Annotated in this window: 26 protein-coding genes and 1 tRNA gene; 11 read left to right on the plus strand and 16 right to left on the minus strand. The window is 68.9% G+C overall.

Annotation, left to right across the window (positions count from 1 at the left end; genetic code table 11):
- Positions 1-138: 138 nt before the first annotated feature.
- Positions 139-1,188 (minus strand): glycosyltransferase family 2 protein, encoded by a 1,050-nt coding sequence (locus OKW87_RS06360; RefSeq protein WP_265543199.1) that lies wholly within the window; start codon positions 1,186-1,188, stop codon positions 139-141.
- Complete coding sequence (locus OKW87_RS06365; RefSeq protein ID WP_265543201.1) at positions 1,185-3,692, minus strand: DegT/DnrJ/EryC1/StrS family aminotransferase; 2,508 nt, start codon at positions 3,690-3,692, stop codon at positions 1,185-1,187. Before OKW87_RS06365 ends, OKW87_RS06360 begins: the two co-directional genes overlap by 4 nt.
- A 132-nt stretch (positions 3,693-3,824) precedes the next feature.
- Here OKW87_RS06365 and OKW87_RS06370 point away from each other — a divergent pair, with 132 nt between their 5' ends.
- Complete coding sequence (locus OKW87_RS06370; RefSeq protein ID WP_265543203.1) at positions 3,825-4,361, plus strand: hypothetical protein; 537 nt, start codon at positions 3,825-3,827, stop codon at positions 4,359-4,361.
- Between the two features lies 1 nt (position 4,362).
- Here OKW87_RS06370 and lepA read toward each other — a convergent pair whose 3' ends face one another.
- Positions 4,363-6,156, minus strand: a complete 1,794-nt coding sequence (gene lepA / locus OKW87_RS06375) for a translation elongation factor 4 (RefSeq protein ID WP_265543205.1) — start codon at positions 6,154-6,156, stop codon at positions 4,363-4,365.
- A 113-nt stretch (positions 6,157-6,269) separates the two neighbouring features.
- Here lepA and OKW87_RS06380 point away from each other — a divergent pair, with 113 nt between their 5' ends.
- Positions 6,270-7,055: a CsgG/HfaB family protein gene (locus OKW87_RS06380; RefSeq protein ID WP_265543206.1), complete on the plus strand. Its 786-nt coding sequence runs from the start codon at positions 6,270-6,272 to the stop codon at positions 7,053-7,055.
- On the opposite strand, the gene OKW87_RS06385 is transcribed toward OKW87_RS06380, so the two are convergent.
- Both OKW87_RS06385 and pnuC read right to left on the minus strand, forming a co-directional pair.
- Complete coding sequence (locus tag OKW87_RS06385) at positions 7,056-7,592, minus strand: ATP-binding protein (protein WP_265543208.1); 537 nt, start codon at positions 7,590-7,592, stop codon at positions 7,056-7,058. It abuts the gene before it with no gap.
- The gene (gene pnuC, locus OKW87_RS06390; RefSeq protein WP_265543210.1) at positions 7,589-8,146 is read right to left on the minus strand and encodes a nicotinamide riboside transporter PnuC; all 558 of its coding nucleotides are present in this window, start codon (positions 8,144-8,146) and stop codon (positions 7,589-7,591) included. Before pnuC ends, OKW87_RS06385 begins: the two co-directional genes overlap by 4 nt.
- A gap of 101 nt (positions 8,147-8,247) precedes the next feature.
- Between pnuC and OKW87_RS06395 the strand changes: the two genes are divergently transcribed.
- Complete coding sequence (locus tag OKW87_RS06395) at positions 8,248-9,549, plus strand: FAD-dependent oxidoreductase (protein WP_265543212.1); 1,302 nt, start codon at positions 8,248-8,250, stop codon at positions 9,547-9,549.
- An 11-nt stretch (positions 9,550-9,560) separates the two neighbouring features.
- On the opposite strand, the gene OKW87_RS06400 is transcribed toward OKW87_RS06395, so the two are convergent.
- Positions 9,561-9,637 (minus strand) — tRNA-Pro (locus OKW87_RS06400).
- 128 nt (positions 9,638-9,765) lie between these two features.
- Here OKW87_RS06400 and trhO point away from each other — a divergent pair.
- Positions 9,766-10,692 carry an oxygen-dependent tRNA uridine(34) hydroxylase TrhO gene (gene trhO, locus OKW87_RS06405; protein WP_265543214.1) on the plus strand — a complete coding sequence of 309 codons (927 nt, stop codon included), beginning with the start codon at positions 9,766-9,768 and terminating at the stop codon, positions 10,690-10,692.
- Entirely contained in the window at positions 10,689-11,288 is a 600-nt protein-coding gene (locus OKW87_RS06410; RefSeq protein ID WP_265544018.1) for a glutathione S-transferase, read from the plus strand. The genes trhO and OKW87_RS06410 overlap by 4 nt, the downstream gene beginning before the upstream one ends.
- 6 nt (positions 11,289-11,294) lie before the next feature.
- Here the strand turns inward: OKW87_RS06410 and OKW87_RS06415 are convergent, their stop codons facing one another.
- From OKW87_RS06415 to OKW87_RS06425, 3 genes are read right to left on the minus strand one after another with little or no spacing between them, the layout of a single operon-like run.
- The gene (locus tag OKW87_RS06415) at positions 11,295-12,173 is read right to left on the minus strand and encodes a general secretion pathway protein GspK (RefSeq protein WP_265543216.1); all 879 of its coding nucleotides are present in this window, start codon (positions 12,171-12,173) and stop codon (positions 11,295-11,297) included.
- Positions 12,170-12,718, minus strand: a complete 549-nt coding sequence (locus tag OKW87_RS06420; protein ID WP_265543218.1) for a PulJ/GspJ family protein — start codon at positions 12,716-12,718, stop codon at positions 12,170-12,172. The genes OKW87_RS06415 and OKW87_RS06420 overlap by 4 nt, the downstream gene beginning before the upstream one ends.
- Positions 12,715-13,758 (minus strand): ABC transporter substrate-binding protein, encoded by a 1,044-nt coding sequence (locus tag OKW87_RS06425; protein WP_265543220.1) that lies wholly within the window; start codon positions 13,756-13,758, stop codon positions 12,715-12,717. The genes OKW87_RS06420 and OKW87_RS06425 overlap by 4 nt, the downstream gene beginning before the upstream one ends.
- 83 nt (positions 13,759-13,841) lie before the next feature.
- On the opposite strand from OKW87_RS06425, the gene OKW87_RS06430 reads away from it, so the two are divergent.
- Positions 13,842-14,474: a hypothetical protein gene (locus OKW87_RS06430; RefSeq protein WP_265543222.1), complete on the plus strand. Its 633-nt coding sequence runs from the start codon at positions 13,842-13,844 to the stop codon at positions 14,472-14,474.
- 109 nt (positions 14,475-14,583) lie between these two features.
- On the opposite strand, the gene OKW87_RS06435 is transcribed toward OKW87_RS06430, so the two are convergent.
- The 4 genes from OKW87_RS06435 to gspL all read right to left on the minus strand — a co-directional run bounded on the left by OKW87_RS06435 (position 14,584) and on the right by gspL (position 19,053).
- Positions 14,584-15,813 carry a type II secretion system F family protein gene (locus OKW87_RS06435; RefSeq protein WP_265543224.1) on the minus strand — a complete coding sequence of 410 codons (1,230 nt, stop codon included), beginning with the start codon at positions 15,811-15,813 and terminating at the stop codon, positions 14,584-14,586.
- A 146-nt stretch (positions 15,814-15,959) separates the two neighbouring features.
- Positions 15,960-17,447 carry a type II secretion system ATPase GspE gene (gspE, locus tag OKW87_RS06440; RefSeq protein ID WP_265543225.1) on the minus strand — a complete coding sequence of 496 codons (1,488 nt, stop codon included), beginning with the start codon at positions 17,445-17,447 and terminating at the stop codon, positions 15,960-15,962.
- Positions 17,444-17,938 carry a type II secretion system protein GspM gene (gspM, locus tag OKW87_RS06445; protein WP_265543226.1) on the minus strand — a complete coding sequence of 165 codons (495 nt, stop codon included), beginning with the start codon at positions 17,936-17,938 and terminating at the stop codon, positions 17,444-17,446. The genes gspE and gspM overlap by 4 nt, the downstream gene beginning before the upstream one ends.
- Positions 17,935-19,053 (minus strand): type II secretion system protein GspL, encoded by a 1,119-nt coding sequence (gene gspL / locus OKW87_RS06450; protein ID WP_265543227.1) that lies wholly within the window; start codon positions 19,051-19,053, stop codon positions 17,935-17,937. The genes gspM and gspL overlap by 4 nt, the downstream gene beginning before the upstream one ends.
- 21 nt (positions 19,054-19,074) lie before the next feature.
- Between gspL and gspG the strand changes: the two genes are divergently transcribed.
- The 5 genes from gspG to gspD all read left to right on the plus strand — a co-directional run bounded on the left by gspG (position 19,075) and on the right by gspD (position 23,377).
- Positions 19,075-19,545, plus strand: coding sequence for a type II secretion system major pseudopilin GspG (gene gspG / locus OKW87_RS06455; RefSeq protein WP_265543229.1), 471 nt, complete (start codon positions 19,075-19,077; stop codon positions 19,543-19,545).
- A 4-nt stretch (positions 19,546-19,549) separates the two neighbouring features.
- On the plus strand, positions 19,550-20,035 hold the full coding sequence (locus OKW87_RS06460; RefSeq protein WP_265543231.1) for a prepilin-type N-terminal cleavage/methylation domain-containing protein: 486 nt from the start codon (positions 19,550-19,552) through the stop codon (positions 20,033-20,035).
- 110 nt (positions 20,036-20,145) lie between these two features.
- Entirely contained in the window at positions 20,146-20,514 is a 369-nt protein-coding gene (gspI, locus tag OKW87_RS06465) for a type II secretion system minor pseudopilin GspI (protein ID WP_265543233.1), read from the plus strand.
- A complete protein-coding gene (locus tag OKW87_RS06470; RefSeq protein WP_265543236.1) occupies positions 20,511-21,305 on the plus strand; it encodes a type II secretion system protein N in 795 nt (264 codons plus the stop codon). Before gspI ends, OKW87_RS06470 begins: the two co-directional genes overlap by 4 nt.
- Before the next feature lie 11 nt (positions 21,306-21,316).
- Positions 21,317-23,377: a type II secretion system secretin GspD gene (gene gspD / locus OKW87_RS06475; protein ID WP_265543237.1), complete on the plus strand. Its 2,061-nt coding sequence runs from the start codon at positions 21,317-21,319 to the stop codon at positions 23,375-23,377.
- Between the two features lie 148 nt (positions 23,378-23,525).
- Here gspD and OKW87_RS06480 read toward each other — a convergent pair whose 3' ends face one another.
- The 3 genes from OKW87_RS06480 to OKW87_RS06490 are packed head-to-tail and all read right to left on the minus strand — an operon-like array spanning position 23,526 to position 24,930.
- On the minus strand, positions 23,526-23,936 hold the full coding sequence (locus OKW87_RS06480) for a hypothetical protein (protein ID WP_265543239.1): 411 nt from the start codon (positions 23,934-23,936) through the stop codon (positions 23,526-23,528).
- Complete coding sequence (locus tag OKW87_RS06485; protein ID WP_265543241.1) at positions 23,933-24,388, minus strand: hypothetical protein; 456 nt, start codon at positions 24,386-24,388, stop codon at positions 23,933-23,935. Before OKW87_RS06485 ends, OKW87_RS06480 begins: the two co-directional genes overlap by 4 nt.
- Before the next feature lie 2 nt (positions 24,389-24,390).
- Positions 24,391-24,930: a hypothetical protein gene (locus OKW87_RS06490; protein ID WP_265543243.1), complete on the minus strand. Its 540-nt coding sequence runs from the start codon at positions 24,928-24,930 to the stop codon at positions 24,391-24,393.
- Positions 24,931-25,070: the final 140 nt, after the last annotated feature.

Raw genomic sequence — 25,070 nt, forward strand, 5'->3', positions numbered from 1 at the left:
CCGCGCGCTTAATGCGGAAGCACGCCGCTGTCACTCGGCGATCCCATCGCAATCGCCGCAACACTGCCGCGGACCAAACAGTCAGAGTCGAAAATGGGTCAGCCTGACTCGGCTATATGTCCAGCCATCGATGCGCCTTCACCCTCGGGCGAGCCGTCTCCAAACTGCCCGTACCCCGCCGATCGCCTGGCTCGCCACCAGATCCACCGCCTCGCGGACCGGAACCGGCGTGGGCCGCCGCTCGAGCACGCGGTGGAGCAGCAGCGTGCCGGCGCGCACCCCGGTACGGCACAGGCGCCACCATCCCTGGCTGATCATATCGTCGATCTGCGCAAGCTCGACAGCGCTGTAATCGCCCTTGCCGAATTCGGCGCGCAGAGCGCCGATGCCGACGAACAATGCGTTGAGCGTCGCAACGTCGGGCACCGGCGCGCCATCCATCACGTGGCGCACCAGCAGCGGCGCTATTTCCGGCGCTGCGGGGCCCAGCAGCGCGCGGTGTCGCTCGCGCAGCAGCAATTCGGCATGCGCGCACATCGTGCTGTTGAACATGTTCGACGCCCCGCCCTCATGGCAGCGATAGAGCAGCAGCACCTCGTCGATCTGCGCGACGCGACCGAAGGCCCGGATCCGCTGGTAAAGGTCGAAATCCTCCACATAGCGCATCTCCGGCCGCTCGAACGGATCGAGCTGCCGCGCGGCATCGGCGCGGAACATCACCGACGACCAGGCGATCGGATTCCGGATCAGCAGCAGCCAGTCGATCAGCGCCGGGGTCAGCGGCCGCGGCCAGTTGCCGGGGGCGCGCCGCCCGTCGATCAGATAGTCGGCGGCGCTGCTCACCAGCACCGTGCCCGGGTCCGCGTCGAGGAAGCTCACCTGACGCGCAAGGCGTTGGGGCAGGCTTATATCGTCCTGGTCGAGCCCGGCGACATAACGCCCGCGCGCCGCGGCGAAGGCGATGTTGCGCGCCACCACCGGGCCACCATTCTCGCGCGACCGGATCACACGAATGCGGGGATCGCCCAGCGCTTCCAGCACTCCGACGCTGTCATCCTTCGAGCAATCGTCGACCGCGATCAGCTCCCAGTCGGTCAGCGTCTGCGCCTGCAGGCTCGCCAGCGTCTCGGGCAGCATGGCCGCGCCATTATAGACCGCCATGATCACCGATACGGTGGGGGCGCTCATGCGACCGCCCGGGCGCGCTCGCCCAGCAACTGATCGACGATCATCTGGCCGATATCGTTCTGCCACAGCCACAACCCGTTGGCCTTGCCGCTGAAGGAGGATTCGCCGCCGAGTTTGCCATCGGGGACATGCCCCGAGGCCAGGCCGATGCCATAGACGCCCGGCACCGGCACGCCGTCGGCATCAATCACCCGGCATTGTTGATCGACCAGCCGCGGCCGTCCCGGCTCGTCGGCCGCGAGCGCGATCGGCACGCCGTCGACATCGAACAGCCGCATCGCCCTTGGCCGATAGCCGAGCGCGCCGATCACCACGTCCGCCGCCGCCAGTTCTTCGCGCACCGTCGCGTCGTCCAGTTCCGAAATCTGCCGCAGCATCATCCGCGGATCGGGTGCCCGCCTGCCGACGCCCAGCATCCGCAGCACCAGCTCGCGCGCCTCCAGCCGAAAGCCCGCGAGCCGATAGACGAAGCCGGTCACCGGGCAGATGTCCTCGGGCCCGAAATCGCTGAACCCGTCGTCGCGCGCCGCCTCCACCGAATGGTAAAAGGGCCTGAGCGGCCGGCGATGATAGAGCGCCAGTCCGCCTGCCCCCAGCGGCAGCGCCGGCGCCGCCTTGAGCATCAGGGCCGCCGCCGCCATCGCGCTGGTCGATCCGCCGACAATCGCGATCCGCGGCGCGCGCTTGTCCGCGATCCGCGCGCGGAGCACGTCGAGCCCGCCGATCTTGAGAAATTCGTCCCCCAGCATCAGCCGATCGCCCGCCAGTTCGCCCAGCGTCAATCCGGCAATCTGCTCGGCGGCGATATGCTCGCGCGCCTGATAGCCGCCGGTCGCGATCACCAAAGCCGCGGTGCGCATCACCCGTTCCTCGCCGGTCAGCAGGTTGCGCACGCGCGCCGCCCACAACCCGTCCGCAGTCCGCCGCGCCTCGACGACTTCGCTCCGCGTCGCCACCGTCCCGCCATTGCCGGCGACGATCGCGCCGAGTTCGGCCCCGGTCGCCTCCAGCAACGGCGTCGCGCGCGCGAGCGGCACGCCCAGCCGGCCGATATGCATCGCCACTTCCTGCGCGCCATGATGCCGGGTCAGCGCCGCCAGCCCCGCATGGCTGTTATCCTTCACCGCAGTCAGGAAAGTCTCCGCCGTACTGTCCGACGTGATCGCATAGGTCCCGATAAGCCCGCGCCCGAGCACCGCGTCGCGCTCGATCACCGCCAGCCCGCCGCGCGCTAGTTCAACCAGCGACTCCGATTTGCTCGCCGCGGTCAGCAACGCCGTGCCCGCCGGCCCGCCACCGACGATCAGCGCCGCATGCACCCCCCGTCCGCGCCGCTCGCGCTGGATCCCGTTGAGCCCCGATCGCGCGCAGGCGTCGATCAGCGCGCCGCACACCCGCTCGACATCGGCGACGGTCATCCCGTCGGTCACCGGTAGCGACAATATCCGCCCGCTCACCTCGTCGCTCACCGGCAGCGCGCCGAACACGCTATGCGCGCGAAACCAGGGCTGCTCCGCCAGATGCGGGCTAAAATAATGCGCCGCTCCGATCCCCTGCTCGGCCAGCATCGCGATGATCGCGCGGCGGTGCCCGGCAAAGGCGCGCGGCAGCAGCAGCGACTGGAATTGCAGCGCCGGCCGGCTGCCGCGCAGATTCTGGAACTCGAAGCCCTTGTCCGCCGCGAATCCGCCCAGCATCTCGCGATAGGCGGCATCCAGCGTCATGCGGTGCGCGGCGACACCCTCGATCTCCCCCAGCTTCGCCGCCGCAGAAAGCCCCAATATCTCGGGAAGCTTGGCGTTGATCCCCGGCCCCTCGGCCGATCGCCCGCCGGCAAAGCCGAAATTGGTCATCCGCCGCAGCGCGTCGATCAGCCCGGCGTCGCCCGAATGGATCAGCCCGCCCTCGGCAGTCGCGAACACCTTGGTCGCGTGCATCGAATAGACGATCGCAAAGGGCGCGCCCGCACCGAACTGGCCGCCCTCGGCATCCAGCGCGCCCAGCGAGGCGGCGGCATCGATCACCACGCCCACGCCGCGCGCATGATACGCCCGGTAGCGCGCCAGATCGATCCCCATGCCGAATGCGGCATAGGGAACAACGACTGCGATTGCCTCGCCGTGCAGCGCGAACGCCTCGGCCTCGGCCGCGGCGCTCGAGGCCCAATCCTCGGGATCGATATCGCACAGCAGCGGCGTAAGGCCCGCCCATTCGGCCGCATGCGCGGTCGCGGCGAAGGTGAAGCTCGGGATCAGTGCATAGGCCCCGGTCCCCGCGCGCGGCCCCGCCGCCTGGCGGATCGCCAGCATCAGCCCCAGCGTGGCGTTGCCTACCGCCAAGCAGTCCCCCGCCCCGCCGAACAACTTCGCGGTCGCATCCGCCTCGAACCCGCGCACCACCGGCCCGCCGTTCGAATAGATTCCCCGTTCCTCGATCGCGCGCAATCCCGCGCCCATTTCGCTCAGCCGCGGCGGTCGCGGTGCGATCAGCGGCAGCTGACCCATAAGATATTCCCCAGCCTCATGGCCCACTCACGCGGACCAACTCGCGGCGACCATGGCACCCCCTGCCCTAGCATTTGGTAAAGGCGCGCGAGCCGGCTGGACGCGGCCCCGCACTGCGCCTAGCCGCAGGGGATGATTCTCGGGCCCCCACAACAGATCGACGCCGCCACCCGCGCCTTTTGCGCCATCATTTCCGCGTCCGAGCCGCTCTACGTCCGCGTCGAGCCCGCGCCCGATACCAAGGTCGCCTATTGCTTCGACAATTCGGTCGCCCAGGCCCGCCTACACGGCGGCGAGGCACTCTATGGCTGGGCGATCTGGCACTGGCCCGGCCGCTGGTTCGAGGCCGAGCACCACGCCGTCTGGCGCAGCCCGACGTGCGAACTGGTGGACGTCACGCCCCAGACCGGCGAGCCGGCGCGCATCCTCTTCCTGCCCGATCCGACCGCGCCCTACGATCCGACCACCTTCCGCGCGAACATCCTGGCCCCCGACGCCGGCAACCCGCATGCGCGCGAATATATCGAGCTTGTAGCCGCCCGCTCGGCGATCACCCGCGCTTATTGGGAGCCCGGCATGGACATACTCCCGCTCTTCTCCCCCGAAGACCGCGCGCGCCTGGCGCCGATCGACTTGCGGATGGGTGAGCTGCTCGCGGCAATGCGCTGACTTATTCCTCGCCCATCCGCAGCGCGGCGATAAACGCCTCCTGCGGGATGCTCACCGAGCCATATTCGCGCATCCGCTTCTTGCCCTCTTTCTGCTTGTCGAGCAGCTTCTTCTTCCGGCTGATGTCGCCGCCATAGCATTTCGCGGTGACGTCCTTGCGCATAGCCGCGATCGTCTCGCGCGCGATCACCTTGCCGCCGATCGCCGCCTGGATCGGGATCTTGAACAGGTGCCGCGGGATCAAATCCTTGAGCCGTTCGCACATGCCGCGGCCGCGCGCCTCGGCGGTGCCGCGGTGGACGATCATGCTCAGCGCGTCGACCGGCTCGGCATTGACCAAGATGCTCATCTTGACGAGATCCCCTTCCCGGTAACCGATCTGCTCATAATCGAAGCTCGCATAGCCGCGGCTGATGCTCTTCAGCCGATCGTAAAAATCGAACACGACTTCGTTGAGCGGCAGCTCATAGGTCACCTGCGCGCGCCCGCCGACATAAGTCAGGTCGCGCTGGATGCCGCGGCGATCCTGGCAGAGCTTCAGGATGCTGCCCAGATATTCGTCGGGGACATAGATCACCGCCTTGATCCACGGCTCGGAGATCGTCGCGATCTTGGTGGGATCGGGCATATCGGCGGGATTGTGCAGCTCGATATGCCCGCCGCCATGGGTGAGGTCGATCTGATAGACCACCGACGGCGCCGTCGTGATCAGGTCCAGATCATATTCGCGGGTCAGCCGCTCCTGGATGATCTCCAAATGTAGCAACCCCAGGAAGCCGCAGCGGAAGCCGAAGCCCAATGCCGCGCTGGTCTCCATCTCGAAGCTGAACGAGGCGTCGTTGAGCCGCAGCCGCGAGATGCTCTCACGCAATTTCTCGAAGTCCGCGGCGTCCACCGGGAAGAGCCCGCAGAACACCACCGGCTGGACCTCTTTGAAGCCCTCCAGCGGCTCGAGCGCGGGGCGCCTGGCGTCGGTCAGCGTGTCGCCGACGCGTGCCTGCGCGACTTCCTTGATCTGCGCAGTGATGAAGCCGATCTCGCCGGGGCCCAGATCGGGCAGCACTTCGATCTTGGGGCGGAAGGCGCCGACCCGGTCGATCAGATGGGTAGTGCCCGCGGCCATGAACTTGATCTGCTGGCCCTTCTTGATCACCCCGTCGATCACGCGAACCAGGATGACGACGCCCAGATAGGGGTCGTACCAGCTGTCGACGAGCATCGCCTTCAAGGGCGCATCGGGATCGCCCTTGGGCGGGGGGATGCGCGCGACGATCGCGTCGAGGATTTCCTCGATGCCGATCCCCGACTTCGCACTTGCCAGCACCGCGTTCGACGCATCGATGCCGATGATCTCCTCGATCTCGTGCCGCACCTTCTCGGGCTCGGCGCTGGGGAGGTCGATCTTGTTGATGACCGGGATGATCTCATGATCGTGCTCGATCGACTGGTAGACGTTGGCGAGCGTCTGCGCCTCCACGCCCTGTGCGGCGTCGACCACCAGCAGCGCACCCTCGCACGCGGCCAGGCTGCGGCTCACCTCATAGGCGAAGTCGACATGCCCCGGCGTGTCCATCAGGTTGAGGACATGCTCCTTCCAGTCGAGGCGCACCGTCTGCGCCTTGATCGTGATCCCGCGTTCCTTCTCGATGTCCATGTTATCAAGGACTTGCGCCGACATTTCGCGGGCCTGGAGGCCGCCGGTGGTCTGGATCAACCGATCGGCAAGCGTGGATTTGCCATGATCGATATGCGCGATGATCGAAAAGTTGCGGATGCGGGAGATTTCGGTGGCCATAGGCGCGCGCGCTTAGCAGCTTGCGCGCCAAAGCCAAAGCATCTGCTACCGTTGATCGCGCGCCTCTGCTACGACATCGCTCGGGCAAAAGGAATTCAGCAGAGGGGAAAGATATGCGTAGTTTGTTGCTGGCGGGTGCAGCCGCGTTTTTCATGGTCGCGGCAGCCGCGCCGGCCACCGCCCAGACCTCGATGTCGTCGGGCAAGCAGGATAAACGCGGCGACACCAAGGGCGCTTCGTCGGGCCGCAAGGCGCAAGAGCGCGGCATGCGCGACATCCCCCGCTGCGCGAGGCCGCTCGGCACGATCGGCATGGTCTCGCCCGAAAACCAGTGGTGGCGCGAGTTCAACCTCGGCAATCCGGAGGCGATTTTGAAGGTGTTCGTCCAGGAATCGCGCTGCTTCACCCTCGTCAACCGCGGACGCGCGATGCAGAGCCGGGCGATGGAGCGGGCGATGGCGGAAAGCGGCGAGCTGCGCGCCAATTCGAACATGGGCGGCGGGCAGGTCCGCGCCGCCGACTTCCTGCTCGAGCCCGACATCGTCAGCTCGAACCGCAATTCGGGCGGCGGCGGCATCGGTGCCGCACTGGGCGGGATGCTCGGCGGGCGCGTCGGCGGGGCGCTGGGCGGCGCGATCAGCATCAAGAAGAAGGAAGCCAACGTCACGCTGTCGGTGGTCGACACCCGGAGCACCGAGGAGCAGGTCAGCGAAGGCTATGCGCGCAAGACCGACATCGGCTTCGGCGGCGGCGGCGGTGCAGGCTGGTGGGGTGGCCTGGCTGCTGCAGGCGGCGGCGGATACCAGAACACCGAGATCGGCCAGGTGATCGTGCTCGCCTACCTCGATGCCTATATTAAGATGGTCGACCAGCTCGGCGGGAACATCGTCGAGAATTGATCAACGCGCGGCGGTCGCTTGGGCGGCCGCCGCTTCGATCGCGGCGAGTGCACTGGCGAAGCGCGCCTCGCTTTGTCCATTGACCAGCGCCCAGCTGAGCCCGCGGCGATGGAGCTCGGCCTTGGCCAGATCGAAGAATTTCTGGCGCAGCGTGGGGGTGCCGAACATGCGGGTGCCATCCTCGACCCATGGCAAGTCGATGTCGAACAGCAGATAGAGGTCCGCGGTCCCGGTCCATGCATCGAACCAGGGATCGCGCGTGCCGAACAGCATGTCGGCCCATACCGCGGTCATCAGCGGATCGGTGTCGACGATCAGCGGATCGGCGCCCGCCGCGAGCAGCCCCCGGGCCTTCGCGTCGTGGGCCCGCGCGATCGTCACCAGATCGGGCATCGTGAAGTCGGTGCCCTCGGCCTCGGCAAAATCGCGGCCATATTCGTCGAGCAGCACGCCTCCCAAATGCGCCGCCAGCAGCGGACCCAGGGTCGACTTTCCGGTGCTTTCGGGCCCGTGCAGGCAGATCGTGCGCGGCATCATGCGCGCCGCGCCTTCACCCAGTCGCGGAGCCCCCAGGCCGAGAGCGCGAGGAAGATCAGGTAGAGCCCCGCGGTCAGCCACAGCCCCTTCACCGCATAGAGCGGCACCGCGATCAGATCGACCATGATCCACAAGACCCAGGTCTCCCAGTTGCGCCGCGACTGCAGCGTCTGCGCGGCGACGCTCAGCACCGCGATGCTGCCGTCCCACCAGGGATAGGCCGCATCGGTGTAGTGGTGCATCAGCAGCCCCCAGATCGCCGTTACGATCAGGCATCCCGCCAGCCAGGCGGTACGCCCCCGCACCCCCAGCGAGACGATCCGGACCTCACCGCTTTGGGCGCGCGATCGCGTCCAGTTCCACCAGCCATAGATATTCACCGCGAAAAAGAAGCCTTGTAGCAACGCGTCGCTGTAGAGCTTGGCCTCGAAGAAGATGAAGCCGTAGAGCGACACCATCGCCAGCGCGAACAGATAGTTCCACAGGCTTCGCCGCACCACCAGCGTAACGTTCACGAGCCCCAGCAGGACGGCAGCGATCTCGATCGGGCTCACGCGCCGCGCCTAGCAGCCCGCACCCCCGCGTCAACGCCGAACCGCCTTGCCCCCGCTGTCCCGGGCGCTACCATCGTCGCATTCGCCGACGGAGAAAGAGTTTGCGTCACATCGCGATCGTCGGCTCGGGGCCGGCGGGCTATTATACCGCGGAAGCCTGCCAGAAAGCATTCGGCAACGACATCCAGGTCGATATCATCGATCGGTTGCCCGTTCCCTTCGGACTGATCCGCACCGGCGTTGCGCCCGATCACCAGTCGATCAAGGGCGTCGCGCGCCGCTACGAGACGGTCGCGCTGACCGAAAATGTCCGCTTCGTCGGCAATGTCACGATCGGTCGCGACCTTTCGATCGACGAGTTGCGCACGCTCTACGACGCAGTCGTCCTCGCCACCGGCGCGCCGCGCGATCGTCCGCTCGAAATCCCCGGCGCCGAGTTGCCCGGGGTGGTCGGATCGGCAGCGTTCGTCGGCTGGTATAACGGCCACCCCGATCATGCCGCACTCGGCCCGCTGCTCGACGATCCCGGGGCAGTGGTCATCGGCAACGGCAATGTCGCGCTCGACGTCGCGCGGATCCTCGCCAAGACCGAGGCCGAGTTCGGCGGATCGGACATCGTCGGCCCCGCGCTGGCCTTGCTCGGCGAGGCGAAGATTCACACGATCACCCTGCTCGGCCGCCGCGGGCCGCACCAGATCGCGATGACTCCGAAGGAGCTGGACGAGCTCGGCCATCTCGTACGCGCCGCGCCGATCGTCGATCCCGCCGACCTCCCGCCCCCGGGAGCGGACGCCGCACTCGATCCCGGCCAGCGAAAATCGGTTATGCTCCTGCGGCAGCTCGCCGAGCATCCCGATGCAGCGAAGCCGATCCGCATCGTCTTCGATTTCTACGCCATGCCGATCGCGATCGAGGGCGACGGCCGGGTCGAGCGCATCATCGTCGAACGTACCGCGATCGACGCCGAGGGCCGGGCGCACGGCACGGGCGAGACGTATGCGATCCCCGCGGGGCTGGTGGTGAGCTGCATCGGCTATCGCACCCCGCCGATCGAGGGGGTCCCCTATGACGAGCGCGCCGGCCGCTTCGCCAACGAGGAAGGCCGCGTCCTGCCCGGACTCTATGCTGTCGGCTGGGCGCGCCGCGGCCCCAGCGGGACGATCGGCACCAACCGTCCCGACGGCTATGCGATCGCGGAAAAGATCGGCGCGGACATTCCCGTCGGCAGCGGCAAGGCGGGCCGCGAAGGGCTGGACGCGCTGCTCGCGAGCCGCGACGTCGACGTCGTCACCTTCGCCGATTGGCAGAGGATCGAGGCGGCCGAAGTCGCGGCGGCGCGCGAAGGCGCCCCGCGCGAGAAATTCACCAGTATCGAGGGGCTGCTCGGCGCGCGCGGCGCCTGACTTTGCTGCAATGGTCGGGAAGACAGGATTCGAACCTGCGACCCCTGGACCCCGAGACCAGTGCGCTACCAGACTGCGCCACTTCCCGACACATTGCAGGGGCGTGCGCGTAGCGGGGCGACGCTGCGCTATCAAGTCAAAAGTGGCGGCCGGCCATGGCAATCCGCGGTCGCACGCTCTAGGTGAGCGCTTCCCGCGCAACCCGGAACGCAGCCGTTGACCCACCCTTTGCCCATTCGCGTCGCCGCGCTCTATCAGTTCACGCGCTTCGACGATTGCGCCGCGCTCCGGGCCCCGCTCGCGCAAGTCTGCACGTCGCAGGGCGTGAAGGGCACGCTGCTGGTCGCGCCCGAGGGGATCAACGGCACGATCGCCGGGAGCGACGAAGGCATCGAGCAGGTTCTCGCCCACATCCGCACGCTCCCCGGCTGCGCCGCCATCGAAGTGAAAGACTCGCGCGCGGCGGAGATGCCCTTCCTGCGCATGAAGGTCCGCATCAAGCGCGAGATCGTGACGATGGGCCAGCCGGATGTCGATCCGCTCCGGGGCACGGGCCATTATGTCGCCCCCGAGGGTTGGAACGCGCTGATCGACGACCCCCAGACGATCGTGATCGACACCCGCAACGACTATGAAGTCGCGATCGGCAGCTTCGCCGGCGCCGTCGATCCGCAAACCCAGAGCTTCCGCGATTTCCCCGCCTGGTTCGAAGCGCATCGCGAGGAAATCGCCGCCGCGCCGCGCATCGCAATGTTCTGCACCGGCGGCATACGCTGCGAGAAATCCACCGCCTATCTCAAGGCGCAAGGGCTCGACGAAGTCTATCACCTCCAGGGCGGGATCCTGCGCTATCTCGAGACCGTCGCGCTCGAAGAGAGCCGCTGGCAGGGCGAATGTTTCGTGTTCGACGAGCGGGTGAGCGTCGGCCACGGCCTCGCCCCCGGCAGCCACGCGCTGTGCCGCGCCTGCCGCATGCCGCTCAGCCCCGAGCAACAGGCCTCGCCTTTGTTCGTCGAAGGGGTAAGCTGCCCCGTCTGCCACGCCGATCGCACCCCCGAACAGCGCGAACGCTATGCCGAACGCCAGCGCCAGACCGAGCTGGCCGAGGCGCGCGGCGAAACCCATCTCGGCCGCGAACCCTGAGCGAGCCGATCCTCTACAGCTTCCGCCGCTGCCCCTATGCGATGCGCGCGCGGATGGCGCTGATCGTCAGCGATAAGCCGGTCGAGATCCGCGAAGTGAAGCTGCGCGAAAAGCCCGCCGAGATGCTCGCGGCCTCCCCCAAGGGCACCGTCCCCGTGCTCGTCCTCCCCGACGGCGCCGTGATCGACCAGAGCATCGACATCATGCGCTGGGCGCTCGACCGCCACGATCCCGAAGGCTGGCTGGAAGGCGACGACAGCGACCTGATCGCCGCCAATGACGGGGCGTTCAAGCATCACCTCGATCGCTACAAATATCCCGATCGCCACGGCTCGGGCCCGATCGAGCACCGCGCCGCGGCCCTCGCGATCCTCGCCGAACTCGAAGCGCGCCTCACTGCGACCCCCTGGCTCTGCGGCCACCGTCACACGCTCGCCGATGCCGCGCTGATGCCCTTCGTCCGCCAGTTCGCCGCAGTCGATCGCGCCTGGTTCGACGCCCAGCCGCTGCCCGCACTCCAGCGCTGGCTGGCGCTCCAGATCGCGTCGCCGCTGTTCGTCGAGACGATGCAGGTCCGCTTGCAGTGGCGCCCCTGAGCCGCCCTACGAGGCCGGGGCCGCGATCGGCAAGGCCGGCGCCCCCGGCGGCACTGCGGCATTGCGCCAGCGTTCGACCGGCACAACTTCGACCAGTCCGTCCGCGGTCCGCCGCCGCTGGATCAAAGTCGCCGCCTGCTGGCTCGTCCCGCCGATCGTCGCGCGGGTGCGCACCCAGAAATTGTTGGAGCGGAACGACGCGCCCCAGGGCATTGTCACATTCTGGTCGGTCAGGTCCTTGAGCGTTAGATAGCCCTGCCGCGCACGCACCGCCGCGAGCCGCTCCGCCACCTGGGGATCACGAAACAGGATGCGCAGCATCTCCTGGTCCGCGGCGTTGAGGTTGAGCGAGGTGGTGCCGGGCAGCGCCGTCACCAGCCGCTCGAGCATCGCCGCCGCCTTGGGGTCCACCCCCGCCATCCGCAGCGGCCGCAAATCGGTCACCGGGCCATAGAGCCGGACATATTCGACCGCCGCGATCATCTGCTCGGGGCGCAAGCCGGCCTCGGTCGCGATCGTCTGGAACAGGATCACCGACGCGACTTCGCCCGATCGCAGCGCGTTTATGTTGAACCGCCCCTCGGCATCCGCGATCGCCAGATCGAAACTGCCGCCCTCGATTCGAGCCCCCGCTTCCGACAGACGCGCCCAGGGCTCGCCGACATGATCGATGTCGGGCGCGACTTCGGCATCGCGGCGCAGCGCGACCAGCGCCGAAAGCTCGCCGCCGCGCACCACGGCCAGCGCCCGCGCCGCCTCGCGCGTGCGCAGCGCCCGGTCGAGCGCCAGTTCCTCGCGGTTGATCATCAGCAGCACCAGCCCCGCCGCGATCGCGACGAACATCAGCACGTTGACGAGGATCATCCCTTCCTCGTCGCGCTTCATCGCGCGGCCTCCATGGGCCGCACCGGCAGCGCGATCACCCGGCGCAGCGATCCCGGCGCCCCGCCCGGCCCGGCGACCTGCATCTCCAGCGCGACCGCGCGCGGCCAGCGCTCCTTGCTCGCCTCGTCGACCGGCCAGCGATCCACCCAGGCTCCGTCCCAGAAGCGCCACCGCGCCAGCGCGACTCCGCCCAGCACCACCTGCGGCGCCGCCCCGACCGAGCGCACCAGCGCGCCGCCGGTCACCGCGTAGCGCAGCGGCACCGCCGCCCCGCCCATCCCCGGCGCGGCGCGGGTAAAGGAAATCGCGTTGCCCCCACCGGTTAGCTCCCCGCCGGCAATCTGCTCGAGATCGCTCGACACCACGAACATCGTCCGCTGCAGATCCGCCAGCCGATCGAGCCGGGTCTCGGTCCGCCCCTGGACGTTGATGATCCCCTCAACCAAAGCCAGCCCCGCCACCGCGATCAGCCCGAACAGCCCGAGCGAGATCATCAGTTCGATCAGCGTGAAGCCGGTTTCCCCGGCCTCGGGCTGCTGGGTCACGACCCCGAGCTCACCGCCACCGGCTCATAGCCCTGCCGGGTCGCGCGCAGCACCGCGAAGTCGCGGGCCACCGATCCATCGGTGCGGAAGCGCACCGGCCCGGTCACGCAGCGGAAGCCCTTGCTGTCGAGCAGTCCGGCGCCGTTCAGCGTGTTCGCCGCGCGCAGCGTGTTGGCGATCCCCGCCGCGTCATAGGCCAAAGCCGCGATCGTCCCGGCAGCACCACCGTTGCGCGCCGAAAACTCCGCGGCGAAGGTGCCGAACGCCACCGGATCGGGGCTGGCGATCCACGCCCCGTCCAACGCCTCCAGCGCCGCCGGGCGATGATCGAGCCCCTGCAGCGTGCCCAGCAACTGGACGCCGCTGTCCTTCAGCTGCCGCGCCGCCGCCAGCACCGCCTCGCCGCTTCCCGGCAGCAACACCGCATCTGGCGCCTCGCCCGGATCGGGCGTCGGCTGCCCGGCGCGCACTTCCAGCACGCGCACCGCCAGCCCGAGCTCGCTTTCCATTTGCCCCGCCGAAAGCGAGGCCGCCGCGCTCCACGGCGAACCGTCGTCGATCACCACCAGCGATCGGATCCCGCGCGAGCGGGCGTAGCGCAGGATCGCGCTGGTCACCTGCCCCGCGGTGATCCCGAAAATATAGGTGCCCGGCGTCCGCAGCACCGAATCGTTGCTGAAGGCGATGATCGGCACCCGTCCGGCGATGGTGCTCGAGACCGCCGGCACTTCCTCCGCCGAAAGCGGCCCCAGGATCAGCGCGGGCTTCTTCTTCAGCGCATTCGCCGCCGCCGCCGCCGCGCCGGCCGCGGTCCCGCCGGTGTCGAAACTCAGCACAAATTGCCCGTTTTCCGCGAGCAACGCCGCCTGCTGCATGCTAAAGCCCAGCCGCGCTCGCGGTCCCGTGAGCGGCACCAGCAGGGCGATCGGGCGCTTGTCCTTCTTCTCGGCTGTTGCGAACGCTGACGTGGGAACCACGACCGATGCCGCTGAAGCGACCAGGCCTGATTGCAGCAACTTCAGCAGGGACCGCCGGTCCATTGCCGACTCCGGATAGGGGGCGTTTGGCACGACGGCCTATTATCCTCTTCGCGAGCCTGGGGATAGCCGCCTATCTGCTCACGATGATCGCCACGATCCCGGCCAGCGCGGTGCTCAAGAACCGCCCCTGGCGCACCGGCGTTGCGGGTACGATCTGGAACGGCGAAGTCGGGGTGGCCGGCGGCGCCAAGCTCGAATGGCGCATGGCGCCGCTCCGCTCGCTGACCAGCCTGGCCTATGCCGCCGACTGGAAGGCGACCGGGCCCAACACCGATCTCGGCGGGCAATTGCTCGTCCATCCCGGCGGGCGGACGATCCTCGACAAGGTCAGCGGCTCGGCGGACGGCACGCTCCTGCAGGCGCTCCAGCCCAACCTGCCCTTCACCTGCGACCTGACGATGCAGGTCGAGATGGATCGGGTCGCGGTCGGCGGCGGCGCGCGCATGCTTTCGGGTAGTGCGATCAGCGATCCCGGCAGCTGCCGCCCCAAAACCGCTGGGGCAGCGACCGCGGTCCCGGCATTGATCCTCACCGCCGAGCATATCGGCACCCAGACCCAAATCCGCATCGCGCCGACGGGGCAGCGCCGGAAGACGCTGGTGAACCTGAACCTGTCGGAAGATGGCACTGTCGACCTGGGGGTGACCCCCGACGGCGCGGCAATGCTGCCCTTCATCGGCCTGCCTGCCGGGGCACGCATCCAGGGAGGGATGTAGACCGCCGAACGCACAACCGTCATCCCGGCGAAGCCGGGATCCAGGGTTACTCTGCCGACTCGTGCGTGACTCTGGATCCCGGCTTGCGCCGGGATGACGATGGGGGCAGTTAAATCGTCACCAGATTGTTCAAATTGATGATCGGCAGCAGGATCGCCAGCACCATCATCAGCACCAGCCCGCCCATCACCAGCAGCACCAGCGGCTCGACCAAGGCGACCAGAGTCGCCACCAGCCCGTCCAGCTCGCGCTCCAGCTCGGTCGCCGCGCGCCCCAAGGCCGGCGCCAGCCGCCCACTGGTCTCGCCCGACGCGACGATCGCGACCAGCATCGTCGGGAAGACCCCGGCTTCCTGCATCGCCGCGCGCAGGCTCACGCCCTCGCGCACGCGCTGCGCCACGCCCAGCGCCTTGCCCTGCACCCAGCGATTGGGCGTCACCGCCGCCGCCGCATGCAGCGCCTCGACCAAGGGCACCGCGCTCCCCACCAAAGTCGCCAGACTCCCGGCGAAGCGCGCCGCATTCAACTGCCGGCTGAACCGCCGGAACGGCCGCCGCTCGCTGAAGAATTTATCCAGCCGCAGCCGGTTCGCGGGCACCCGCGACCAGCGCCCGAACAGGACGAACGCGATGCCGATGCCGATGATCAGATACAGCCCGAAATTCTGCAGGAACCAGCTGATCCCGATCATCACCCGCGTCAGCAGAGGCAGATCGGCGCCGCGCGACACGAACACCCGCACGATATCGGGCACGACATAGACCATCAGCAGCGCCATCATCCCGAACGAGACGACCGCGAGCAGCGCCGGATAGAGCAGCGCCAGCTGCAATTTCTGCCCGTTCGCCTGCCGATTCTCGACGAATTCGGCGAGATGGTTGAGCACGTCGGGCAATTTCCCCGACGCCTCCCCCGCCGCGACTGAGGCGCGGTAGAATTCGGGAAAGGCCTTGGGATGCTGGTTCAGCGCTGCGGCAAAGCTGCGCCCGTCGAGGATCGCGCCGCGCACTTCGAGCAGCAGCGAACTCACCCGCGGCTGTTCAGACTGCATGCCGACCAGGCGCAGCGCCTCCTCGATCGCGATGTCGGAGCCGACGAGCGTCGCGATCTGGCGGGTGACCGTGGCCAGTTGCTTCGACGATATGGGCGCACGGCCGAAGCGCGGAAGCTGTATGCTCCCCGGCGCCGCGCCGCCGCGATCGGTCGTCGCGGTGACGGACAGCGGTAAGAGTGCCTGCTCCCGCAGCAACGCCCGCGCCGCCGAGGGACTCGAAGCCTCGATGATGCCCCGCTTGGCAGCCCCGGCCCGATCCGCCGCACGATAAGCGTAAGCGGGCATCTAGCCCCGCAAACTCTGTTCCCCGGCAAAGGCCGGGGCCCAGACTCGGCGCACCGCGCCGAAGTGCACGCTACGGCGTGCAATTGTGTCAGAGGGCTGGGCCCCGGCCTTCGCCGGGGAACATGCGTATATTGGTTCGCGGGGTTTCACGCCTCGTCCCGCACGACGCGCGCCACTTCGTCCACCGTCGTAAGCCCCGAGCGGATCTTCGCCACGCCATCGTCCAGCAAGCTCGGATTATCCCGCCGCGCCGCCGCCTCGAGCTCGGCCTCCGAAGCCCCGTCATGGATCAATTTCTGGAACCGATCGTCCACCGCCACGACCTCATACAGCCCCGCCCGCCCGCGATAGCCGTCGCCATGACATTCGTCACAGCCCACCGCCCGCCACACCGGCTCGCCGACCGCGATCGTCCCGCCCATCAACAGCGCATCGGCATCGCTCGCCACATCCGCGCGCCGGCAGCTCGGGCAAAGCTTCCGCACCAACCGCTGCGCCGCCAGCCCCACGACCATCGGCGCGAGCAGATAGCGCTCCACCCCCATGTCGATCAGCCGCGTCACCGATCCCACCGCGCTGTTGGTATGCAGCGTCGACAGCACAAAATGCCCGGTCATCGACGATCGCACCGCTACCTGCGCGGTCTCCTGGTCGCGAATCTCGCCGACCATGATCACGTCCGGATCCTGCCGCAGGATCGCCCGCAGCCCGCGCGCGAAGGTCAGGTCGGTGCGCGGATTGACCTGGGTCTGGCCGATACCGGCAAGCTCATATTCGATGGGATCTTCCACCGTCATGATGTTGCGCTTGCGGTCGTTGAGCGTGTTGAGCCCCGCATAGAGCGTCGTCGTCTTGCCCGAACCCGTCGGCCCGGTGACCAGCAGCATCCCGTGCGGCCGCTCGAGCAACCGGTTGAACACGTCGCGGTCGCGGTTGCTCATGCCCAGCGCTTCGAGGTCGAGCCGCAGCGAGCCTTTCTCCAGCAAGCGCATCACAACCCGCTCGCCATGCTGGGTCGGGATGGTCGAGACGCGCGCATCGACATCATGCCCGCCGATCCGCAGCGTCACGCGGCCGTCCTGCGGAATCCGCCGCTCGGCGATGTCGAGCTTGGCCATCACCTTGATCCGGCTGACCAGCAAGGGCGCCAGCGCGCGCGGCGGCTCGATCATGTCGCGCAGCACGCCATCGACGCGGAAGCGCACCACCAGCCGCTTTTCCTGCGTCTCGATATGCACGTCCGACGCGCCTTCCTTCACTGCCTCGAGCAGCAGCGCGTTGATCAGCCGGATCACCGGCGCATCGTCGCGCGTGTCGAGCAGATCGTCGACCGAGGCCGCGCTGTCGGCCAGCGCCGCGAGGTCCATGTCGCCCAAATCGATGTCCGCCGCCGCGCCCGCGCCGCCATAAGCCGCGCTAAGCGCCGCATCGAACGCCTCGTCGGGCACCGCAAGATAGCCCGCTCCCGGCGCGATCCGCTGCACTTCGAGCAACGCGTCGAGCCCCGCCCCCTGCCGATGCACGCATTCCAGCCCCGCCGCGCCGGGCCGCAGCAGCACGCCGTTGCGCCGCGCGAAGCTGTAGGGCAGCGCCGTCGGGGCCGTATCGTCGACCAGGATCAGCGTCTCGCTCATCCGCCGAACTCCACATTGGCCGAGACTCGCCCCACCTCGGGCCGCCGCTGGATCGACAGCCGCCGCACGCGCAGATCGCTGGTCGCGCTCAGATCGGCGAGCCAGGCCATCAGCGAATCATAGGTCACATCGGCAATCGCCACGCGTACCCCGCCCGTCATTGCCTCCGGCGTCACGACCAGCCCGAACGCCGTCGCCGACTGGTTGACGACCTCCACCGCCGGCCCTTGCCGCCGCGGCGCGGGGGGCGCGAGCGTCCCCGCCGCGCGGACCCGCGCGCTCAGCGTCTCATAGGTGCGGATATCCGCCATCGCCTGCGCACGCGCCGCCTGCAGCGGCTTCACCACCCCGAAAATCAGCACGGTGAGCGCCAGCAGGCTGCCGAGCACGCTCAGCAGCACCCGCTCGCGATGCGACAATCCGCCCCACCACAGATCGAAGCGCAGCAACGCCGCTTCCAGCGCGGGCATGCGGGTCAGGATCACTCTCATGCCCCGCGCGCCGTCAGCCGGATGCTGCCGTCGGCTGCGCGCGTTGCGCTCCCCGCCACCCCGCCGGCGCGCAGCGCCGCGTCGATCCGCCCCGCCAGCGCCGGATCGGTCCCGTCCATTTCCATCGTCAACATGTTCGCCTCGAACCCCACGCTGCGCACCACGATCGCCCCGCCGAGCGGAGTCAAGGCGCTCGACACCCGGCCCAGCAGCGGCAGGAAGGCATCGGGCACCGCGCCGCTTCCCGTGGGCAGCAAGGTAATGACGCTATCGGCCAGATCGCCGCTCAAATTGGTCCCGGGCGCCGCCAGCGCCACCAGAGCGCGCGTATCCGCCTCGCGCCGGTCGGCGATCGACTGGAGCATCAGCGTGTCGGCAGTCGCGATCACGACATGCGCCGCCGCGCCCAGCACCAGGATCCAGGCAAGCTTCCGCCAAAGGTTCGCGCCGCCGGCCTGCCGGGAATAGAGCCCCTGCCGCAAATCGAGCGCGGGGACCGCCAGTCCCGAAAACGCCCCCGTGCGCCCCATCTCGCCCGGCTCTACACCCTCGGGCAGCGCCTCGCCGAAGCTGGTGATGAAGGGCTTGCCCGCCGCCTCCCACGCGGGCCGCAACATCGCGGCGGGAAGCGCGAACCCGGCCTCCGAGCGCACCACGGCACGATCCGCGGCGACATCCACCGCCCACTGCCCAGTGGCCGGCCGCGGCAGCGCTAGCGCGTCGGGCACGATCGCCGCCTGCCCCAGCCCCGCTTCCTCCGCCCGCTCGACCCAGCCCGCCATCAGCTCGTGCCCCACCACGCCGACGAGATAGCGCCGCGGTCCGATTTCCGCGCCGAGCGCGAGATGCACCGATTCGACCGGTTCGGCTATCAGATCCTCGACCGCGAAGGGCAATGCCTCCAACCGCTTGGCGCGGTTCGCCAGCGGCAGGTCGACTGCAAGCAGCCGCACCTGCTCGGTGGGGACAAGCATGGTTACAGGCCCGTCGCGCTCGGCTATGGTCAGCCGTCCGCTCGCCAGCGTCCACACTCCCCCGGCGGGCGGTCGATCTACATCTGGCGCGCCGATGGCGCTGGAAAAGTTTGTCACATTAGCTTCATGGGTAGGACGCATGGGCCGGGGATGCGCATAGTTGTGAAACAGTTTAGTGACATTGCACCACAAGGCAGCACAAGCAAGCGCCGCCCGGTTCCCGAAAACGAAGCCGGCCTGACTTTGGTCGAGATGATCGTAGTGCTCGCGATCATCGCTTTGGTCGCGGCGCTCATCGTCCCGAACGTCATCGGTCGCCCCGACCAAGCGCGAGTCACCACCGCGGGCACCGATATCGCGACGATCGCCAGCCAGCTGACCACCTACCGGCTCGACAACGGCGCCTTCCCTACTACCGAACAGGGGCTCAAGGCTCTTGTCGAGAAGACCGCGGTGCCGCCGCTGCCCGCCACCTTCCCCGACGGCGGCTATATTTCGACGATGCCGCAGGATCCGTGGGGCAAGCCCTATGTCTACGAATCGAACGGCACGACCTATGAGATCAAGTCGCTCGGCCGCGACGGCAAGCCCGGTGGCGAAGGCGTAGACGCCGATATCGCCCGCAAGCGCTAGACGGATGCGGGGGGCCGGCATTCCGAGACGCGCGGCCCGAAGGGGCGAAGCCGGCATGACCCTGATGGAAATGCTGGTCGTCCTCGCGATCATCGGGGTGATGGCGGGCGCGGTGTCGGTTGGCATCGGCAGCGTCACCCGCGCGCCCAGCGTCGAGACCGAGGCCCGGCGCCTCGCCACGCGCCTCCAGTCGGCCGCCGACGACGCCATGCTCGGCGATCGCATCATCGCCTTCACGGTCGAGCGCAACGGCTACGGATTCGCGACGATCGGTCCGAATGGCGCGATGGTCGTCCGCACCGACGATGCGCTGGGCTTCCACCGCCTGCCCGGCGGGATGGTCGTCACGCTCAGCGTCAAGCCGCCGGTCGTCCTCGGCGTCGATGGCTCGGGCAAGCCCTTGTCTGCGATCATCGAAAGCGGCGCCCAGCGCTGGGGCGTCACCTATGATGGCCTCACCGCCCGCGCCGCCCCGGCGCCCGCGGCGTGAACCCTTTCCCATCTCCCGCCCCGGCGAAGGCCGGGGCCCAGCTTCGGCGAACTCGAAGCGGCGTCCTTACCTCGATCACGGCTCGCAACTGGGCCCCGGCCTTCGCCGGGGTGGAACACACAGATGCCGACGACAGCGGTTTCTCGCTGATCGAGGCGCTCGTCGCGCTCGCGGTGCTCGCCATCGCCACGGTCGGGCTGATGCGCACGGTCGAATCGCATATCGATTCGACGCGCGCGGTCGAGCGGCGCACCACGGCGATGTGGATCGCCGAAAATCGCCTCGCCGAACTCGAGGTGAGCGGTCCGACCGCCCAGGCCGAGCAGACCGAAATGCTGGGCCAGCAATGGCGGATCGCAGTCGAGCGGCGGCGCACCGACGATCCCGAGATCGTCCGCGTCCGCATCAATGTGTTCCCCGGCGACGAGAGCGCGCCTCTTGCATCGCTCGACGGCTTCGTGGACGGTCGCAAGACATGATCGCCGAACGCAGCCTCACCCCGCGCCAGACGCGCACCGCGCTTGATCTGCTCACCGGCCTCGTCGTCGTCTCGGTCGCCGTCGCGCTCGCCGGGCTGACCTGGCGGATGGCGGGGCACGCGAGCAGCGGCGCGATCACGATCCCCGCCGGGCGCGGCGGCCCCGCGGTGGCGCCCGATATCGCCCCGCTCCTCGCGCTCGCCCCCTTCGGCAAGCCGGTGGCGGGCGACGCCTCGCAGGCGACCAGCCTCGCGCTCGAGCTCAAGGGCGTGTTCGCCGCGGTCCCCGCCGCGCTCTCGACGGCATTCATTGCCGCCGACGGCCAGCCCGCCAAGCCCTATCATATCGGCGAGAGCGTCGGCGGCGCGACGATCCAGGCGATCCTGCGCGACCGAGTCATCCTCTCGGTCAACGGCCGCAGCGAATATCTCGCTTTCCCCGATCCCTCGCTCTCGCCCGAGCAGCGCACGGCGGCAGCCAACGCGCAGCCGGCCGAGGCCGCCCCCGGTGCACCGTCCGCTGCCCCTGCTGCAACAATGCCGCCGGCAGCCAGCACCGCCGCGGTCCTCCAGCGGCTCGATGCCGTCCCTGTTGGCACGGGCTATCGGATCGGCGAGAACGGCCCGCCGGGCATGGTCGCGGGCGATGTCATCCAATCGGTCAACGGCACCCCGCTTACCGATCCCGCCGCCGCCAATGCCGCCTTCGCCGCCGCCCAGTCGAGCGGCTCCGCCCAGATCCAGATCCTCCGCGACGGGAAGCGTCTCACGCTTACCGTACCGCTGCGCTAAAGAGACACCCTGTGACCAAGATTCGCTCCACCTTCGCCGCTTTGGCACTCGCCGGCATCGCGTTCGACGCGGTCACAGCCGCCCAGACCGCACCGCAGGAGGCGGCGGCCGACGTCGTCATCAACATGCGCGGAGTCGAGATCGCCGACGTCGCCGATCAGATTTCGCGCATCACCGGGCGCACCCTGATCCTCGATCCCGCGGTCAAGGGCGTCGTCACCGTCACTTCGGCCACCCCGCTCACCCCCGGCGGCGTCTGGGAGCTCTTCCAGTCGGTGCTGCGCGCCAACGGCTTCGCGGCCGTCCGCTCGGGCCGCGCCTGGCGAGTCGTCCCCGCCGCCAATGCCGTGCGCGACGGCGGCGTCCCCAGCCGCGGCGCTTCGGGGCAGGAACTGGTCACGCGGATGGTCCGCCTCTCGAACGTCCCCTCGGCCGACGTCGCCCGCGTCGTCCGCCCGCTGGTGGCGACCTTCGGCAGCGTCGAGCCGATGACCAGCCCCAACGCGATCGTCGTCACCGATTATGCCGACAATGTCCGCCGCATCGAAGCCATCGCCCGCCAGTTGGACGGCGGCAGCGGCCAGACCTTCGCCACGATCACGCTGCGCAACGGCAACGCCGCCGACGTCGCCCAGTCGCTGACCACCGTGCTCGGCGATGGCGGCGCGCGCGTCGCCGCCGATCCACGCAGCAACACCGTCATCGTCCGGGGCACCCCCGCAGCAGTTGCCGAAGCCCGCAAGATTGCGGTCTCGCTCGATTCGCCCGGCGGCGCGACTCCGATCACCCGGATGTTCCGGCTGAGCTATGCCGACGCCGAATCGGTCACCGACGTGCTGCGCGGCATTCTCAACCAGGGCGAGGAGGCCGACAATCCGGTCGCGCGCAGCCTGTCGCAGGGCTCGGCCAACCCCTTCGCGCGCCAGAATAGCTCGCAGATCCTCTCCGCCTTGCCCAACAGCGCCGCGGCAGCGGGTGCCGGCGCAGCGGGCGGGCTCGACGCGATGCAGGGCGCCGCCACCAGCCAGCCGGCGATGCAGAATCCGGTGCAGGCAACCCCGCGCGGCTTCTCCACCCCCGATCTCACCGTCCAGCCGGCGCCCGAGCTCAACGCCGTCGTCGTGCGCGGAACCCCCACGGCGATCGCCTCGATCGAGAGCTTGATCGCCGATCTCGACGTCCGTCGCCCGCAGGTCATCATCGAGGCGGCAATCGCCGAGATCACCGGCGACGATGCCGAAGCGCTCGCGATCCAGCTCGGCACCAGCGCCGCGGCGCTGACCCAGGTCGAAGGTGCCGGCACCTCGTTCGGCCAGATCGGACCCTCGCTCGGCCGCATCCTCGGGCTGCTCGGCGTCCCCGCTGCCTCGTTGATCGGCGAGGGCTTCAGCGGCAATCTCGCGATCGGCGACAATTTCTCGATCCTCGTCCAGGCGCTCGGCACCTCCACAAAGGCTAACCTGCTCTCCACGCCGCAGATCACCACGCTCGACAATGTCGTCGGCGAGATCGTTGTCGGCCAGAACGTGCCGTTCGTGACCGGCTCGATCCTCACCGATTCGACCAATGTGAACCCCTACACCACGATCGAGCGCAAGGATGTCGGCATCACCCTGCGCATCCTGCCGCGGGTCAATGCCGGCGACACGATCCGCCTCCAGGTCAACCAGGAAGCCTCGTCGATCGCGACCACCGCGGTGGCCGGCGCGTCCGATCTCATCACCAATCGCCGCGCGATCAACACCACCGTACTGGCCGACAATGGCGAGACGATCGTCCTGGGTGGTCTGATCAGCGACGATTATATGGACACGCGCAGCCAGGTCCCGATCCTGGGCGACCTGCCCATCGTCGGCGAACTCTTCAAGAGCCGCCGCGAGAGCCGCCAGAAGCGCACGCTGTTCATCTTCCTCAAGCCGACGATCCTGCGCGACGGCGCCGACGCCTCCGCCGCCGCCAAGGCCCGCTACGCCCGCCTGCGCGCCGACGAGCGCGACAACAACCGGCGGTCGAGCCTGCTGCTCGCGCCGCCAACGCCGCGACTGACGGTGGAGATTGACGGGATTTACTAGCGTCGGATTCGGCTCACTTGGATCTCCCACCCCGGCGAAGGCCGGGGCCCAGTTGCGAGCATATCGAGACGGCGGGGTGTCGCGAGCGCGCCGATACCATCCCCGGCCTTCGCCGGGGTGGCTGGTTCCATAAAGCTGAATCAAGCCCTTACCCTGCCGGCAACGCCACTCGAATCCGCTCCGACCCCCGCGTAAAAAACGCCGCATCGATCGCCAGCGACGCGAGCAGCCAGCCGTCGACGCTCTCCCCTACCGCAAGCGTCCGCGTCGAGCCTTCGGAAGTCCGCACCAGCGCCACCGCGTCCGCCCCGAGCCGCCCGACGATCCCCACCAGCTCGGGCGCATCCTGCGGCGGCACCGCCTCCGCTTCTGTCGCTGCCCCGAACAGAGCCCGCTCATAGGCTACCGCCAAGGGCGCCGCCGGCTTGGCCGTGAGTGGAACCGATGCCGCAGATTGAACCGCCGCCACCGTCGCCTCGCGCGGCATCAGCAGCAACGCGGGCATCAGCACCGCAAAGCCCCCCGCCGCGCCGAGCACCCACAGATCGCGCCGCGTCATTGCCTCGCCGCCAAGGCATCGCCGGTCAGCCGCACCCCGCCCGCCACCGGCTCCAGTCGCCAGTTGCGCAGCCGCACCAACGGCCGTTCGCGCTCGAACGCGTCGGCAAAGGCGAGCACCGCTTTCTCCGCGCCCGACACCCGCAACCGCAGCGCCACCAGGCCTTCGGCCGATCCCACCGCGCTTTTCTCTTCGACCAGCACGCCCCCGGCCCGCGCCAGCCGCTCGATCCGCGCCACGATCAGCGCCCGCGCAGCCGCCGGATCGCGTGCCCGAAGCGCGAACCCGGGCGCCACGATCGCGCCCGTCGCTGCCGGCCCCGCCCCCGCCTGCGCCACAGCCGCCCGCGCCGCGCGCACCTTCGCCAGCGTCCCCAGCACATTGCCCGTCGCCGGCGCGAGCGCGAGCAGCACGAGCAGCCCCGCGCCAACGCCTATGGCCAGTTCGGGCACCCTCATTCCGCGCCCCCGCGGAACGAGACGATCATCCCGCTTTCCCCCGGTCGCTCGCTGATGCTGCGCGCCCGCGCCAGCCCCGCGGTTCGCCGCAATGCCGCGCGGAGCAAGTCCGGATCAGGCGACGCCACGTCGAACTCCAGCACGCCCTCGCGCGTCCGCTCGGCCCGCACCAGCGTTGCATCCGTAGGCAGCGCGCGCGCAAGCATCTCGACCGTCGCGGCGAGCGAGGGCCGGCGCAGCGCGCCTTCAAGTTCGATCCTGGCCTGCGCCGTCGTGCGCTCGGCCGCGATGCGCGGCGCCAACGCCGCCTCGATCCTCGTCGTCGCCGCCCGCTCGCGCCCTGCAAGCAAGGTGCCGCCCGAGATCGTCAGCACCGGCGCCGCCGCGATCAGCAACGCAACCGCAACCGCCAGCCTTCGATCGCCCCCCCGCGCCGGTTCATACGCTCGCCAGCCCCGCGCACGCTCGCCGATCCGCTGCGCAAGCGTCGGCTCGGGCGCCATAGCGGTCTGGGGATCCGGCTTGCCGACCTTCATGCCCGCTCGCTTAGCGGCTGCCTGGCATGAGAGCAAAGTGTCACAAAGCCACCCCCAAGAGTCTTCGTCCCGACGCGCAAATTGCATCACCCGGTAAAGCGCCCCTCGCAAAGGCAGGCGGACGGCGGGTCGAACGTGAC

It is taken from the genome of Sphingomonas sp. M1-B02 (assembly GCF_026167525.1).
Lineage (GTDB): Bacteria > Pseudomonadota > Alphaproteobacteria > Sphingomonadales > Sphingomonadaceae > Sphingomonas.

Excerpts from the sequence above, each read along its gene's own strand:
- OKW87_RS06360 (WP_265543199.1), bottom strand. The coding sequence starts at position 1,188 with ATGAGCGCCCCCACCGTATCGGTGATCATGGCGGTCTATAATGGCGCG.
- OKW87_RS06365 (WP_265543201.1), bottom strand. The coding sequence starts at position 3,692 with ATGGGTCAGCTGCCGCTGATCGCACCGCGACCGCCGCGGCTGAGCGAA.
- OKW87_RS06370 (WP_265543203.1), top strand. The coding sequence starts at position 3,825 with ATGATTCTCGGGCCCCCACAACAGATCGACGCCGCCACCCGCGCCTTT.
- lepA (WP_265543205.1), bottom strand. The coding sequence starts at position 6,156 with ATGGCCACCGAAATCTCCCGCATCCGCAACTTTTCGATCATCGCGCAT.
- OKW87_RS06380 (WP_265543206.1), top strand. The coding sequence starts at position 6,270 with ATGCGTAGTTTGTTGCTGGCGGGTGCAGCCGCGTTTTTCATGGTCGCG.
- OKW87_RS06385 (WP_265543208.1), bottom strand. The coding sequence starts at position 7,592 with ATGATGCCGCGCACGATCTGCCTGCACGGGCCCGAAAGCACCGGAAAG.
- OKW87_RS06415 (WP_265543216.1), bottom strand. The coding sequence starts at position 12,173 with ATGAAGCGCGACGAGGAAGGGATGATCCTCGTCAACGTGCTGATGTTC.
- OKW87_RS06425 (WP_265543220.1), bottom strand. The coding sequence starts at position 13,758 with ATGGACCGGCGGTCCCTGCTGAAGTTGCTGCAATCAGGCCTGGTCGCT.
- OKW87_RS06430 (WP_265543222.1), top strand. The coding sequence starts at position 13,842 with ATGATCGCCACGATCCCGGCCAGCGCGGTGCTCAAGAACCGCCCCTGG.
- OKW87_RS06435 (WP_265543224.1), bottom strand. The coding sequence starts at position 15,813 with ATGCCCGCTTACGCTTATCGTGCGGCGGATCGGGCCGGGGCTGCCAAG.
- gspE (WP_265543225.1), bottom strand. The coding sequence starts at position 17,447 with ATGAGCGAGACGCTGATCCTGGTCGACGATACGGCCCCGACGGCGCTG.
- gspM (WP_265543226.1), bottom strand. The coding sequence starts at position 17,938 with ATGAGAGTGATCCTGACCCGCATGCCCGCGCTGGAAGCGGCGTTGCTG.
- gspL (WP_265543227.1), bottom strand. The coding sequence starts at position 19,053 with ATGCGTCCTACCCATGAAGCTAATGTGACAAACTTTTCCAGCGCCATC.
- OKW87_RS06460 (WP_265543231.1), top strand. The coding sequence starts at position 19,550 with ATGCGGGGGGCCGGCATTCCGAGACGCGCGGCCCGAAGGGGCGAAGCC.
- OKW87_RS06470 (WP_265543236.1), top strand. The coding sequence starts at position 20,511 with ATGATCGCCGAACGCAGCCTCACCCCGCGCCAGACGCGCACCGCGCTT.
- OKW87_RS06480 (WP_265543239.1), bottom strand. The coding sequence starts at position 23,936 with ATGACGCGGCGCGATCTGTGGGTGCTCGGCGCGGCGGGGGGCTTTGCG.
- OKW87_RS06490 (WP_265543243.1), bottom strand. The coding sequence starts at position 24,930 with ATGAAGGTCGGCAAGCCGGATCCCCAGACCGCTATGGCGCCCGAGCCG.